Annotated in this window: 14 protein-coding genes; all 14 read right to left on the minus strand. The window is 62.1% G+C overall.

Features of this window, described 5'->3' with window-relative positions:
- The 14 genes from rpsC to CupriaWKF_RS16055 all read right to left on the minus strand — a co-directional run bounded on the left by rpsC (position 1) and on the right by CupriaWKF_RS16055 (position 12307).
- On the minus strand, positions 1 to 798 hold the full coding sequence (gene rpsC, locus CupriaWKF_RS15990; RefSeq protein WP_276098791.1) for a 30S ribosomal protein S3: 798 nt from the start codon (positions 796 to 798) through the stop codon (positions 1 to 3).
- Positions 799 to 807: 9 nt separating this feature from the next.
- Complete coding sequence (gene rplV / locus CupriaWKF_RS15995) at positions 808 to 1137, minus strand: 50S ribosomal protein L22 (protein ID WP_003271370.1); 330 nt, start codon at positions 1135 to 1137, stop codon at positions 808 to 810.
- Positions 1138 to 1146: 9 nt separating this feature from the next.
- Entirely contained in the window at positions 1147 to 1422 is a 276-nt protein-coding gene (gene rpsS, locus CupriaWKF_RS16000) for a 30S ribosomal protein S19 (protein ID WP_011299309.1), read from the minus strand.
- Between the two features lie 22 nt (positions 1423 to 1444).
- On the minus strand, positions 1445 to 2275 hold the full coding sequence (gene rplB / locus CupriaWKF_RS16005; protein ID WP_011299310.1) for a 50S ribosomal protein L2: 831 nt from the start codon (positions 2273 to 2275) through the stop codon (positions 1445 to 1447).
- Positions 2276 to 2277: 2 nt separating this feature from the next.
- Positions 2278 to 2592: a 50S ribosomal protein L23 gene (rplW, locus tag CupriaWKF_RS16010; RefSeq protein WP_006576245.1), complete on the minus strand. Its 315-nt coding sequence runs from the start codon at positions 2590 to 2592 to the stop codon at positions 2278 to 2280.
- Positions 2589 to 3209 carry a 50S ribosomal protein L4 gene (gene rplD / locus CupriaWKF_RS16015; RefSeq protein WP_276098792.1) on the minus strand — a complete coding sequence of 207 codons (621 nt, stop codon included), beginning with the start codon at positions 3207 to 3209 and terminating at the stop codon, positions 2589 to 2591. Before rplD ends, rplW begins: the two co-directional genes overlap by 4 nt.
- A 12-nt stretch (positions 3210 to 3221) precedes the next feature.
- Positions 3222 to 3872: a 50S ribosomal protein L3 gene (gene rplC / locus CupriaWKF_RS16020; RefSeq protein ID WP_224081394.1), complete on the minus strand. Its 651-nt coding sequence runs from the start codon at positions 3870 to 3872 to the stop codon at positions 3222 to 3224.
- A gap of 664 nt (positions 3873 to 4536) precedes the next feature.
- The gene (rpsJ, locus tag CupriaWKF_RS16025; RefSeq protein WP_006160488.1) at positions 4537 to 4845 is read right to left on the minus strand and encodes a 30S ribosomal protein S10; all 309 of its coding nucleotides are present in this window, start codon (positions 4843 to 4845) and stop codon (positions 4537 to 4539) included.
- A gap of 78 nt (positions 4846 to 4923) precedes the next feature.
- On the minus strand, positions 4924 to 6114 hold the full coding sequence (tuf, locus tag CupriaWKF_RS16030; protein ID WP_276098793.1) for an elongation factor Tu: 1191 nt from the start codon (positions 6112 to 6114) through the stop codon (positions 4924 to 4926).
- A 94-nt stretch (positions 6115 to 6208) separates the two neighbouring features.
- Positions 6209 to 8317: an elongation factor G gene (fusA, locus tag CupriaWKF_RS16035; protein ID WP_276098794.1), complete on the minus strand. Its 2109-nt coding sequence runs from the start codon at positions 8315 to 8317 to the stop codon at positions 6209 to 6211.
- A gap of 118 nt (positions 8318 to 8435) precedes the next feature.
- Positions 8436 to 8906 carry a 30S ribosomal protein S7 gene (gene rpsG, locus CupriaWKF_RS16040; RefSeq protein WP_010810459.1) on the minus strand — a complete coding sequence of 157 codons (471 nt, stop codon included), beginning with the start codon at positions 8904 to 8906 and terminating at the stop codon, positions 8436 to 8438.
- Positions 8907 to 9113: 207 nt separating this feature from the next.
- Complete coding sequence (gene rpsL, locus CupriaWKF_RS16045; protein ID WP_006576501.1) at positions 9114 to 9491, minus strand: 30S ribosomal protein S12; 378 nt, start codon at positions 9489 to 9491, stop codon at positions 9114 to 9116.
- A gap of 324 nt (positions 9492 to 9815) precedes the next feature.
- Positions 9816 to 11663, minus strand: a complete 1848-nt coding sequence (gene recQ, locus CupriaWKF_RS16050; protein WP_276098795.1) for a DNA helicase RecQ — start codon at positions 11661 to 11663, stop codon at positions 9816 to 9818.
- 170 nt (positions 11664 to 11833) lie between these two features.
- Entirely contained in the window at positions 11834 to 12307 is a 474-nt protein-coding gene (locus CupriaWKF_RS16055; RefSeq protein WP_276098796.1) for a YbaK/EbsC family protein, read from the minus strand.
- Positions 12308 to 12414: the final 107 nt, after the last annotated feature.

Genomic DNA, 12414 nt, shown 5'->3' on the forward strand with positions numbered 1-12414 from the left:
TTATTCTCCACTCTTCCCATCTGCACCAGGCGCAGCGCGGCGACCGGCACCGGCACCACCGCGGCGGTTGCCACCCGGACGGCCTTCGCCTTCACGGCGGCGGCCTTCCGGACGACCCGGGCGACGACGACGGTCGTCCTGCGGCTCTTCCACCACCGGCGCTTCGTTGCGGCCGAGGTGATCACCCTTGTAGACCCACACCTTGACACCGATGATGCCGTAGGTGGTTTCTGCTTCGGAGAAGCCGTAGTCGATGTCGGCGCGCAGGGTGTGCAGGGGCACACGGCCTTCGCGGTACCACTCGGTACGTGCGATTTCGATACCGTTCAGGCGGCCGGCGCTCATGATCTTGATGCCCTGGGCACCCAGGCGCATCGCGTTCTGCATGGCGCGCTTCATGGCGCGGCGGAACATGATGCGGCGCTCGAGCTGCTGCGTGATCGAATCGGCGATCAGCTGAGCATCGGTTTCCGGCTTGCGGATTTCCTCGATGTTCACGTGCACGGGCACGCCCATGCGACGCTGCAGTTCAGCCTTCAGCAGTTCGATGTCCTCGCCCTTCTTGCCGATCACCACGCCCGGACGCGAGCTGTAAATGGTGATACGGGCATTGCGGGCGGGGCGCTCGATGACCACGCGGCCAACCGATGCGTTCTTCAGCTTCTTCTTCAGGAAGTCGCGAACTTCGATGTCTTCCTTCAGCATGCCGGCAAACTTCGTGTTGTTGGCGTACCAACGCGAAGCCCAGTTACGGCTGACGGCCAGACGGAAGCCAGTCGGATGAATCTTCTGTCCCATCGTGACTCCTTAGTTGCCGAGCGTCACAGTAATGTGACACGTTTGTTTCTCGATGCGGTTGCCGCGGCCCTTCGCCCGTGCGGTGAAGCGCTTGAGCGAGGTCGCCTTGTCGACGTAGATCGATTTGACCTTGAGTTCGTCGATATCGGCGCCTTCGTTGTGCTCAGCGTTGGCGATGGCCGATTCGACCACCTTCTTCACGATCCCGGCAGCCTTTTTCGGGCTGAACGTCAGGACATTGAGCGCGCGCTCGATCGGCAGACCGCGGATCTGGTCAGCGACCAGGCGCGTCTTCTGGGCGGAGATGCGGGCACCGCGATGAATCGCTTTCACTTCCATGATGGCACCTTACCTCTTCGCTTTCTTGTCAGCCGCGTGGCCCTTGAACGTGCGGGTGAGCGCAAATTCGCCGAGCTTGTGGCCAACCATGTTTTCCGTGACATACACCGGCACGTGCTGACGGCCGTTGTGCACGGCGATCGTCAGGCCGATGAATTCCGGCATGATGGTCGAGCGGCGCGACCACGTCTTGATGGGCTTCTTGTCCTTGCCGCCTACGGCCGCTTCCACCTTCTTCAGCAGGTGGGCGTCGCAGAACGGACCCTTTTTAGCGGAACGAGTCATATCTTTAGCTCCTACCTACCGATTAACGCTTGTGGCGCTTCTGGACGATCATGCTGTCCGTGCGCTTGTTGCTGCGGGTGCGGTAGCCCTTGGCCGGGGTACCCCACGGCGACACAGGATCGCGACCGGCAGCGGTCTTGCCCTCACCACCACCGTGCGGGTGGTCGACCGGGTTCATCACAACGCCGCGGACCGTCGGGCGGATACCGCGCCAACGGGTCGCACCGGCCTTGCCGATGACGCGCAGGCTGTGCTCTTCGTTGCCCACTTCACCGATGGTGGCGCGGCACTCGATGTGCACGCGACGCACTTCACCGGAGCGCAGACGCACCTGAGCGTACAGGCCTTCGCGGGCCAGCAGCACGGCGGAACCGCCAGCAGCACGGGCGACTTGGGCGCCCTTGCCCGGCAGGATTTCCACGTTGTTGATCGTGGTACCAACCGGAATGTTGCGGATCGGCAGGTTGTTGCCAGCCTTGATCGGGGCTTCAGCACCATTCAGCAGCGCCTGGCCAGCAACCATGCCCTTGGTGGCGATGATGTAGCGGCGCTCGCCGTCGGCGAACAGCACCAGCGCAATGTTCGCGCTGCGGTTCGGATCGTATTCCAGGCGCTCGACCTTGGCGGCGATACCGTCCTTGTCGTTGCGCTTGAAGTCGACCACGCGGTAGTGGTGCTTATGACCACCGCCCTTGTGGCGGGTGGTGATATGACCGTTGTTGTTACGGCCCGACTTCTGGAATTGCTTTTCCAGCAGCGGAGCGTGGGGAGCGCCCTTGTGAAGGTCCTTGTTGACCACCTTCACCATCGAGCGACGACCCGGGGAAGTCGGCTTGGTCTTGACGAGTGCCATGATTACTTGGCCTCCGCTTCAAAATTGATTTCCTGACCCGGCTTCAGCGAAACGTAGGCCTTCTTCACGTGGTTGCGACGCCCCATGAAACGGCCAAAGCGCTTTTGCTTGCCCTTCTGGTTCAGGATCTGAACGGACTGCACCTCGACCTTGAACAGCAGTTCGACGGCGGCCTTCACTTCTGCCTTGTTGGCATCGCGAGCCACTTCGAACACGACTTGTTCATTCTTGTCGGCGACCAGGGTTGCCTTTTCGGAAACCACCGGCGCGAGCAGCACCTGCATCAAACGATGATCGTTCTTGGCTACTTGCGTCATTTCAGCAACTCCTCGATCTGCGCGACAGCCGCCTTGGTCACCAGCACCTTCTTGTAGTGCACGAGCGACAGCGGGTCAGCCTGGCGCGGCTCGACAACTGCCACGTGCGGCAGGTTGCGCGAAGCCAGGTAGAGGTTTTCGTCGAGGCTGTCGGTGATGATCAGCACCGAGTCCAGGCCCATGGCCTTGAACTTGTCGGCCAAGAGCTTGGTCTTGGGCGCGTCGACGGTGAAACCGTCCACCACATTGATACGGCCTTCACGTGCGAGCTGCGAGTAAATCGAGCGCATGCCGGCACGGAACATCTTCTTGTTGACCTTCTGGCTGAAGTTCTCTTCCGGCGAATTCGGGAAGATACGGCCGCCCCCGCGCCACAGCGGCGAGGAAGACATACCGGCACGAGCACGGCCCGTACCCTTCTGGCGCCACGGCTTCTTGGTCGTGTGCTTGACCTCTTCACGGTCCTTCTGCTTACGGTTACCGCTGCGAGCGTTGGCCTGGTAAGCGACGACGATCTGGTGAACGAGGGCCTCGTTGTAGTCACGGCCGAACACTTCGGCGGAGGCGGCTACGCCGGCGCCGATCTGGCCATTGTCCTGGAGGAGCTTGAGTTCCATTGATTCCGCTCCTTAAGCTTTGGCTTTGGCCTTGACGGCCGGGGTAACGATGACCTTGCCGCCCTTGGAGCCGGGGATGGCGCCCTTGACCAGCAGCAGCTTGCGCTCTGCGTCGATCTTGGCGATTTCCAGGTTCTGGACGGTACGGGTGACATCACCCAGGTGGCCGGTCATGCGCTTGCCCGGGAACACGCGGCCCGGATCCTGCGCCATACCGATCGAGCCCGGCACGTTGTGCGAGCGCGAGTTACCGTGGGTGGCACGGCCGGAGGCGAAGTGATAGCGCTTGATGGTACCGGCGTAGCCCTTACCGATGGTCACGCCCTGCACGTCGATCTTCTGACCGACTTCGAACAGGTCGACCGACAGCGAACCGCCAGCTTGCAGTTCGGCAGCCTTGGCTGCATCGATACGGAATTCGCGGATGATTTCGCCGGCTTCCACGCCGGCTTTGGCGAGGTGACCCGCCAGCGGCTTGGTGACGCGGCTTGCGCGTCGTGCGCCGAAGGTGACTTGAACCGCGGTGTAACCGTCGGTCTCGTCCGTCTTGATTTGCGTCACGCGGTTGTCGCCGACCTCGACCACGGTAACGGGAATCGAATCACCGTCGTCCGTGAAAATACGGGTCATGCCAACCTTGCGACCTACAAGGCCAAGGCTCATGGTTTGCTCCATTCCCAGCTGCGATTGGCCGGGGCTGATTGATACACGAAAACTGTGTTTGCGCAGTTGCGCTGCATTTGCGCTTAAAAGGGCTGCGCTAAAGAGGACTGCGCAAGGCCAAAACGGCCAACCCACCACCCGGAGACACGGGTAGCCTTACACTATAGCCCAGAGTTTTGGAATGGGCAACATGAATTGCCGAATTCCGCCGGGAATTGCGCCTTCAACCACAGCATGCGGGGAGATTGCGGCGCGAAACCGACTTTCTGCGGCGCGATAGCCGCCGAAGCGCTCAGTTCCGGCCGCAGAGGCGGACGAACTGACCTACATGGAACACACGCGGTTCGCCTTCCGACGCAGCGACATCCCCTGAGTGGTACGAAGCGGAGCAGATATCGGACGACGGCACCATCTCGCGCGGGTGGGTTGATCGGGACGAATGGTTCACTGACTTTAGTGGGCGAACGGGATGAAAGCCTATCGGCCGAGGGAGCATGGCTCGTGACCACGACCGGCCGGCTTCACAAGGGCAAGATGCGCTATCACACGCGCCGGGTACGAGCCGATTTGAACTGACCAAGCCGAAGCCACAAAAAACAAAAACGGCGAACCGAAGTTCGCCGTTTCTTCCTGCAGCAGGCCGCTGGCGCGGCCCGAAGCATGATTACACCTTGATCTCGACGTCCACGCCTGCCGGCAGGTCGAGCTTCATCAGCGCGTCGACGGTCTTGTCGGTCGGGTCGACGATGTCCATCAGGCGCTGGTGAGTGCGGATCTCGAACTGATCGCGGCTGGTCTTGTTGACGTGCGGCGAACGCAGGATGTCAAAGCGCTGGATGCGGGTCGGCAGGGGCACCGGGCCCTTGACGATCGCGCCGGTACGCTTGGCGGTATCCACGATTTCAGCTGCCGACTGGTCGATCAGGCGATAGTCGAAAGCCTTCAGGCGGATACGGATCTTCTGGTTCTGCATGATATTTCCTTAAAAGAGCGATGGGCAATGTGCCCGGATCAAAGGGGACATGCCCGCAGGCATGTCCCAGGAAGTTGCTTAGTCGAGGATCTTTGCCACGACGCCGGCGCCGACGGTACGGCCACCTTCGCGGATAGCGAAGCGCAGACCTTCTTCCATGGCGATCGGGGCGATCAGCTTGACGGTGATCGACACGTTGTCACCCGGCATCACCATTTCCTTGTCCGCCGGCAGCTCGATCGAGCCGGTCACGTCGGTGGTACGGAAGTAGAACTGCGGGCGGTAGTTGTTGAAGAACGGGGTGTGACGGCCGCCTTCGTCCTTCGACAGGATGTACACCTCGCCGGTGAAGTGGGTGTGCGGCTTGATCGAACCCGGCTTGCACAGCACCTGGCCGCGCTCGACGTCTTCACGCTTGGTGCCGCGCAGCAGCAGACCGACGTTGTCGCCAGCCTGGCCCTGGTCCAGCAGCTTGCGGAACATTTCCACGCCGGTGCAGGTGGTCTTCACGGTCGGGCGGATACCGACGATTTCGATTTCCTCGCCGACCTTGATCACGCCGCGCTCGATACGCCCGGTCACCACGGTGCCGCGACCCGAGATCGAGAACACGTCTTCCACCGGCATCAGGAAGGTACCGTCAACGGCACGCTCCGGCGTCGGGATGTAGCTGTCCAGCGCGTCGGCCAGGTTCATGATGGCCACTTCGCCCAGTTCGCCCTTGTCGCCTTCCAGCGCCAGCTTGGCCGAACCCTTGATGATCGGGGTGTCGTCGCCCGGGAACTCGTACTTCGACAGCAGTTCCCGAACTTCCATCTCGACCAGCTCGAGCAGTTCGGCGTCGTCCACCATGTCGCACTTGTTCAGGAACACGATGATGTACGGCACGCCAACCTGGCGGGCCAGCAGGATGTGCTCGCGCGTTTGCGGCATCGGGCCGTCAGCAGCCGAGCAAACCAGGATCGCGCCGTCCATCTGGGCGGCACCCGTGATCATGTTCTTCACGTAGTCGGCGTGGCCCGGGCAGTCAACGTGCGCGTAGTGGCGGTTGGCCGTCTCGTACTCGACGTGGGCGGTATTGATGGTAATACCGCGTGCCTTCTCTTCCGGCGCTGCGTCGATTTCGTCGTACTTCTTGGCGGCACCGCCGAACTTCGAAGCCAGCACCGTGGCGATCGCTGCGGTCAGCGTGGTCTTGCCGTGGTCAACGTGACCAATCGTACCAACGTTCACGTGCGGCTTAGTCCGCTCGAACTTTTCCTTTGCCATTTTTCAGCTCCTGATAGGAAAGCAATCTTGTAGGAATGCAATCTTGTTGTTTCATCGCGCCGCCGCACCGGCTGGCGCGGCGGCGAACTTCCAATTACTTGCTCTTGGCCGTCATCACGGCTTCGGCGATGTTCTTCGGTGCTTCAGCGTAGTGCTTGAATTCCATGGTGTACGTGGCACGGCCTTGAGTGGCCGAGCGCAGCGACGTGGAATAACCGAACATTTCCGACAGCGGGACTTCGGCCTTGATGATCTTGCCGCCACCCACCATGTCGTCCATGCCCTGCACGATGCCGCGGCGGGACGACAAGTCGCCCATCACGGTACCCGTGTAGTCTTCCGGCGTTTCCACTTCCACGGCCATCATCGGCTCGAGCAGAACCGGGCTGGCCTTGCGCATGGCTTCCTTGAAAGCCATCGAGCCGGCCATACGGAACGCGTTTTCGTTCGAGTCCACGTCGTGGTACGAACCGAACGTCAGCGTGACCTTCACGTCCACCACCGGGAAGCCTGCCAGGATACCGTTCGGCAGCGTGTCGACGATACCCTTTTCGACCGCCGGGATGTATTCGCGAGGAATCACACCGCCCTTGATGGCGTCGATGAACTCGAAGCCCTTGCCCGGCTCTTGCGGTTCCAGCGTGATCACGGCGTGGCCGTACTGGCCGCGGCCGCCCGACTGCTTGACGAACTTGCCCTCGACGCCTTCGGCCGTCTTGCGAATGGTTTCGCGGTAGGCCACCTGCGGCGCGCCGATGTTGGCTTCCACGCCGAATTCGCGCTTCATGCGGTCGACCAGAATTTCGAGGTGGAGCTCGCCCATGCCCGAAATGATGGTCTGACCCGATTCTTCATCGGTACGCACGCGGAACGACGGATCTTCAGCGGCCAGGCGGTTCAGGGCGATGCCCATCTTTTCCTGGTCAGCCTTGGTCTTCGGCTCGACCGCCTGCGAGATCACCGGCTCCGGGAACACCATGCGCTCGAGCACGATCGGGGCAGCCGGATCGCACAGCGTATCGCCCGTGGTGGCATCCTTCAGGCCCACCGCAGCGGCGATGTCGCCGGCCAGCACTTCCTTGATTTCCTCGCGCTGGTTGGCGTGCATCTGCAGAATACGGCCCAGACGCTCCTTCTTCCCCTTCACCGGGTTGTACACGGTGTCGCCCGAATTGATCTTGCCCGAGTACACGCGGAAGAAGATCAGCTGGCCGACGAACGGGTCGGTCATGATCTTGAACGCCAGCGCCGAGAACTTCTCATTGTCGTCAGCCTTACGCTCGAGCTTCTTCTCATCGTCGCGCTCGTCCACGCCCTTGACCGGCGGAATATCGACCGGCGACGGCAGGAAGTCGATCACGGCGTCGAGCATACGCTGCACGCCCTTGTTCTTGAACGCGGTGCCGCACAGCATCGGCTGGATTTCGCAGGCGATGGTACGGTCACGCAGCGCCTTGACGATCTCGGCGCGGGTCAGCTCTTCGCCGCCCAGGTACTTTTCCATCAGCTCTTCGCTGGCTTCGGCGGCGGACTCGACCATCTTCTCGCGCCATTCGGCAGCGGTGGCTTGCAGCTCGGCCGGGATGTCCTGGTATTCGAACTTCACGCCCTGGCTGGCTTCGTCCCAAATGATCGCCTTCATCTCCAGCAGATCGACGACGCCCTGGAAGCCGTCTTCAGCGCCGATCGGCACCACGACGGGCACCGGGTTCGCCTTCAGGCGGGTCTTCAGCTGGTCGTAGACCTTGAAGAAGTTCGCGCCGGTACGGTCCATCTTGTTGACGAATGCCAGACGCGGCACGCCGTACTTGTTGGCCTGACGCCAGACGGTTTCGGACTGCGGCTGCACGCCACCCACGGCGCAGTACACCATGCACGCGCCGTCCAGCACGCGCATGGAACGCTCCACCTCGATGGTGAAGTCCACGTGGCCCGGGGTGTCGATGATGTTGAAGCGGTGCTCGGGGTAGTTGCCGCCCATGCCCTTCCAGAAGGCGGTGGTCGCAGCAGACGTGATGGTGATGCCGCGCTCCTGCTCCTGCTCCATCCAGTCCATGGTGGCCGCGCCATCATGCACTTCACCGATCTTGTGGTTCACACCGGTGTAGAACAGGATCCGCTCGGTCGTGGTGGTTTTACCCGCGTCAATGTGAGCCGAAATACCGATGTTACGGTAGCGCTCAATAGGAGTCTTACGAGCCACTTTAATCCTCTATTCGTCCATGAGGCGCCGGCATCTCATGCCGCGCGCCCTTAACACAAACGGGCGAGATGTGTAAAAACACAGCCCGCCCGGCAACCAACAACGTTTCTCGCGCGCTTTAGAAGCGGAAGTGCGAGAACGCCTTGTTGGCTTCGGCCATGCGGTGCACTTCATCGCGCTTCTTCATCGCGCCGCCACGACCTTCCGATGCTTCCAGCAGCTCACCTGCCAGGCGCAGCGCCATCGACTTCTCGCTGCGTTTCTTCGCGGCCTCGCGCAGCCAACGCATCGCCAATGCCAAACGACGCGACGGACGGACTTCGACCGGAACCTGATAGTTGGCGCCGCCCACGCGACGGCTCTTCACTTCCACCACCGGCTTCACGTTGTTGATCGCAACGGAGAACACTTCGATGGGGGCCTTGCCTGCCTTCTTTTCGATCTGGTCGAACGCGCCGTACACGATGCGTTCGGCAACCGACTTCTTGCCGTCCAGCATCAGCACGTTCATGAACTTGGCAACTTCAACGTTGCCGAACTTCGGATCAGGCAGAACGTCCCGCTTCGGGACTTCACGACGACGTGGCATCTTCTTTCCTTTAGATTCAGTTGAGAGCGCGGTTTGTTGTCTCCGCTCTCCGGCCACCAACTAGCTTGCATGCATGAACAGCAAATTCGCCGGGTGACCACTTACTCGACGGCACGGCGCACAAAAACGCTCCGTTGTACCGCCGCCTGTTGACAGCTGCATGACGGAAACCGCCAGCGGCCATCGCTTGTTGCTTGCTCTGAAAGCTTAGGCAGCCTTCGGACGCTTCGCACCGTACTTCGAACGGGCCTGCTTGCGGTCCTTCACGCCTTGCAGATCCAGCGAACCACGGACGATGTGGTAACGCACACCCGGCAGATCCTTCACACGGCCGCCGCGGATCAGCACGACCGAGTGTTCCTGCAGGTTGTGGCCTTCACCGCCGATGTACGAAATGACTTCGAAACCGTTGGTCAGGCGCACCTTGGCGACCTTACGCAGTGCCGAGTTCGGCTTCTTCGGCGTCGTGGTGTACACGCGGGTGCACACGCCCCGACGCTGCGGGCAGTTCTCAAGTGCCGGGCTCTTGCTCTTGATGACTTCAGAGACGCGCGGCTTGCGAACCAGTTGGTTGATAGTTGGCATTGTTCAATCCAGCTTGGTTTTACGAAAAACACCCCTCGCACCGGCATGCGCCGGAATGGAGAGGCAACTACGGGTTTTGGGCGGGAGAGATGAGCGGACGCGCTCTGGAGACGGGACTGTGCGGTAACAGCATGCCAAAGAGCGCGAGCCGGCACCCGGATCCCGCATCTGCCGCCGCCGGACCCCAAGAAGTCATCCGGAAGGCTTGCCGGGCGCGAACCAAAGGCCACATATCCGACAGGCGAGCGAAATCCAAAGCCAAAAACTCGAATCTGGCATGATAGCCGCGGAATCGTATACCGTCAAGCCGTATACCGGTTGCATCTAGACCCTGCTCAGGGTGTCGACGATGGCCTGGCCATAGCGCTCGAGCTTGGATGCACCAATCCCGGGAATACCTTCCATCGCCGACAAGGAGCCCGGTGCGGTCCGGGCCAGTTCGGCCAGCGTGGCATCGTGGAAGATGACATAGGCCGGCACGCCATGTTCGCGAGCGGCCTCAGTGCGCCAGCGGCGCAGTGCCTCCCAGTTTGCGAGCGTGTCGGCATCCATATCCGCGGTGTGGTCGGGGCGGGTCCCACGCGCGGCGCGCTCGCCGGACTTGCCGGGCCTCGTGGCCTGGCGGCGCAGGATGATCTGGCGCTCGCCCTTGAGCACCTCGCGCGCACCCTCCCCCAGCAGCAGCGCGCCGTGGCCGCCATGGTCGATCACCAGCAAACCCTGCGCGATCAACTGACGGAATACGGTATGCCATTCATGGCCCGACCGGTCCTTCCCGATGCCAAAGGTCGAGACCTTGTCATGGCCCCATTGCTTGATCTTTTCCGAGGTATTGCCGCGCAGCACATCGATCAGATGGGTAGCGCCAAAATGCACCCGGCTGGCCTGCGCCGTACGGTAGACACACGACAGCGCCATCTGCGCCTCGCGCGTGCCGTCCCAGGTGGCGGGCGGCTCGAGGCACGTATCGCAGTTGCCGCAGGGCTCACTGGCCTCGTTGAAGTAGGCCAGGATGCGCACGCGCCGGCAGCCGGCGGTCTCGCACAGCCCCAGCAAGGCGTCGAGCTTGGACGACGACACCCGCTTGAAGGCATCGTCGGCTTCGGATTCGTCGATCATGCGCTTCTGCTGCACGACGTCGCCGAGACCATAGGCCATCCAGGCGTTGGCCGGCAGCCCGTCACGGCCGGCGCGGCCGGTTTCCTGGTAGTAGCCTTCCATGCTCTTGGGCAGATCCAGGTGAGCGACGAAGCGTACGTCCGGCTTGTCGATACCCATGCCAAAGGCGATGGTAGCGACCATCACCAGGCCCTCCTCTTCGCGAAAGCGCGCCTGGTGACGCTGTCGCGTGGCCGGGTCCATGCCCGCGTGATATGGCAGCGCATTGATGCCGTGGCCTTGAAGCCACTCGGCGGTGTCCTCGACCTTCTTGCGCGACAGGCAATAGACGATGCCACTGTCATGGCTGCCATCGCCGGCGGTGTGCTCGGCCTTGATGAAGGCCAGCAACTGCTGGCGGGCATTGTCCTTCTCGACGATGCGGTAGCGGATATTAGGACGGTCGAAGCTGGAGATGAAGACACGTGCGTCATCGAGCGCCAGGCGTTCGATGATCTCGTCTCGCGTCAGCGCGTCGGCCGTGGCCGTCAGTGCGATGCGCGGCACGTGCGGGAAGCGCTCGTGCAGCACCGACAGCTGGATGTACTCAGGCCGGAAATCATGGCCCCACTGCGACACGCAATGCGCTTCGTCGATCGCGAACAGCCCGACCCGCGTGCGCTCGAGCAAGTCGAGGAAGCGCGGCGTCATCAGCCGTTCCGGCGCGACATAGAGGACCTCGAGCCGGCCGGCCAGCAGGTCCCGTTCGACCGCGGAAGCCTCGGAACCGGTCAGCGTGGAATTGAGCACCGCGGCGCGCACGCCGGCTTCGGTCAGCGCCGCGACCTGGTCCTGCATCAGCGCGATCAGCGGCGAGACCACGATGCCCACGCCCTCGCCGGCGCGCTGCCGCAACAGCGCCGGGATCTGGTAGCACAGCGACTTGCCGCCGCCGGTCGGCATCAGCACCAGGCAATCGCCACCGGACGCGACATGATCGATGATCTCGCCCTGGCGGCCCCGGAAGGCGTGGTAGCCAAAAACATCCTTGAGGACCGCCAGTGCTTGCGACATGGACAACGGAATTGCGGAAGCCGGAAAAGCCGTAACCATACCACTAAGAACGCGGCTGACCGACCGCGCGGGACAAACAGTCCGAAGATTCTTACGCCAGTCGGGGCGCTCCAAAACAAAGCGGCCGGCAAACGCCGGCCGCCCTGGCCTTCACTGCGTCACGCCCCGCCCTACATCATGCGATGCGCGAAATGCCCGCGCTGCGCGTCGGCCATCAGCGCCATGAACTGCTCGGTGCTCATGTGCACCAGTTCCTGGTGGTCGCCGGCCTCGAAGTAGACGTCCGAATGAGTGAGCAAGCTTTCGTCGAGCCAGGTCTGCGTGCCGTACGCCATGGCAACGGGCGGAATCGCGCCGAGGTCGCAGTCGCGGAATACTTCGCGCACGCCATCCTCGTGCGCCAGCGTCAGCTTGCGGCCAGTCTGCTCGCAGATCTCCGACAGCTTCAGGTGGTGGCTGGAAGGGATCACGGCAGCGACATAGCCCTTGTCGTCTTCCAGCAGCACCGTCTTGGCCAGGCGGTCGCCGGGAATATGCGCGGCATGGGCAGTAGCCATGCTGCTCAGGCTATAGGGATGACGAACGGTGTCGAACTGGGTCTGCCTCTTGTCCAGGCAGCTCGCCAGCGTGGTAGCCATGGTCATGATTGCAACCTCCGACGCGATCATCGCGACAGTTATCCGGGGTGCTAAAACTATAGGTCAAGGGTCGCCCGCCAGATGGCCAGCTCCGGCGTCCATGCCGGTTTCTT

The organism is Cupriavidus sp. WKF15, assembly GCF_029278605.1.
Classification (GTDB): Bacteria; Pseudomonadota; Gammaproteobacteria; order Burkholderiales; family Burkholderiaceae; genus Cupriavidus.

Coding starts and splice junctions, on each gene's coding strand:
- rpsC (WP_276098791.1), bottom strand. CDS start 798: ATGGGACAGAAGATTCATCCGACTGGCTTCCGTCTGGCCGTCAGCCGT.
- rplV (WP_003271370.1), bottom strand. CDS start 1,137: ATGGAAGTGAAAGCGATTCATCGCGGTGCCCGCATCTCCGCCCAGAAG.
- rpsS (WP_011299309.1), bottom strand. CDS start 1,422: ATGACTCGTTCCGCTAAAAAGGGTCCGTTCTGCGACGCCCACCTGCTG.
- rplB (WP_011299310.1), bottom strand. CDS start 2,275: ATGGCACTCGTCAAGACCAAGCCGACTTCCCCGGGTCGTCGCTCGATG.
- rplW (WP_006576245.1), bottom strand. CDS start 2,592: ATGACGCAAGTAGCCAAGAACGATCATCGTTTGATGCAGGTGCTGCTC.
- rplD (WP_276098792.1), bottom strand. CDS start 3,209: ATGGAACTCAAGCTCCTCCAGGACAATGGCCAGATCGGCGCCGGCGTA.
- rplC (WP_224081394.1), bottom strand. CDS start 3,872: ATGAGCCTTGGCCTTGTAGGTCGCAAGGTTGGCATGACCCGTATTTTC.
- rpsJ (WP_006160488.1), bottom strand. CDS start 4,845: ATGCAGAACCAGAAGATCCGTATCCGCCTGAAGGCTTTCGACTATCGC.
- tuf (WP_276098793.1), bottom strand. CDS start 6,114: ATGGCAAAGGAAAAGTTCGAGCGGACTAAGCCGCACGTGAACGTTGGT.
- rpsG (WP_010810459.1), bottom strand. CDS start 8,906: ATGCCACGTCGTCGTGAAGTCCCGAAGCGGGACGTTCTGCCTGATCCG.
- rpsL (WP_006576501.1), bottom strand. CDS start 9,491: ATGCCAACTATCAACCAACTGGTTCGCAAGCCGCGCGTCTCTGAAGTC.
- recQ (WP_276098795.1), bottom strand. CDS start 11,663: ATGTCGCAAGCACTGGCGGTCCTCAAGGATGTTTTTGGCTACCACGCC.
- CupriaWKF_RS16055 (WP_276098796.1), bottom strand. CDS start 12,307: ATGACCATGGCTACCACGCTGGCGAGCTGCCTGGACAAGAGGCAGACC.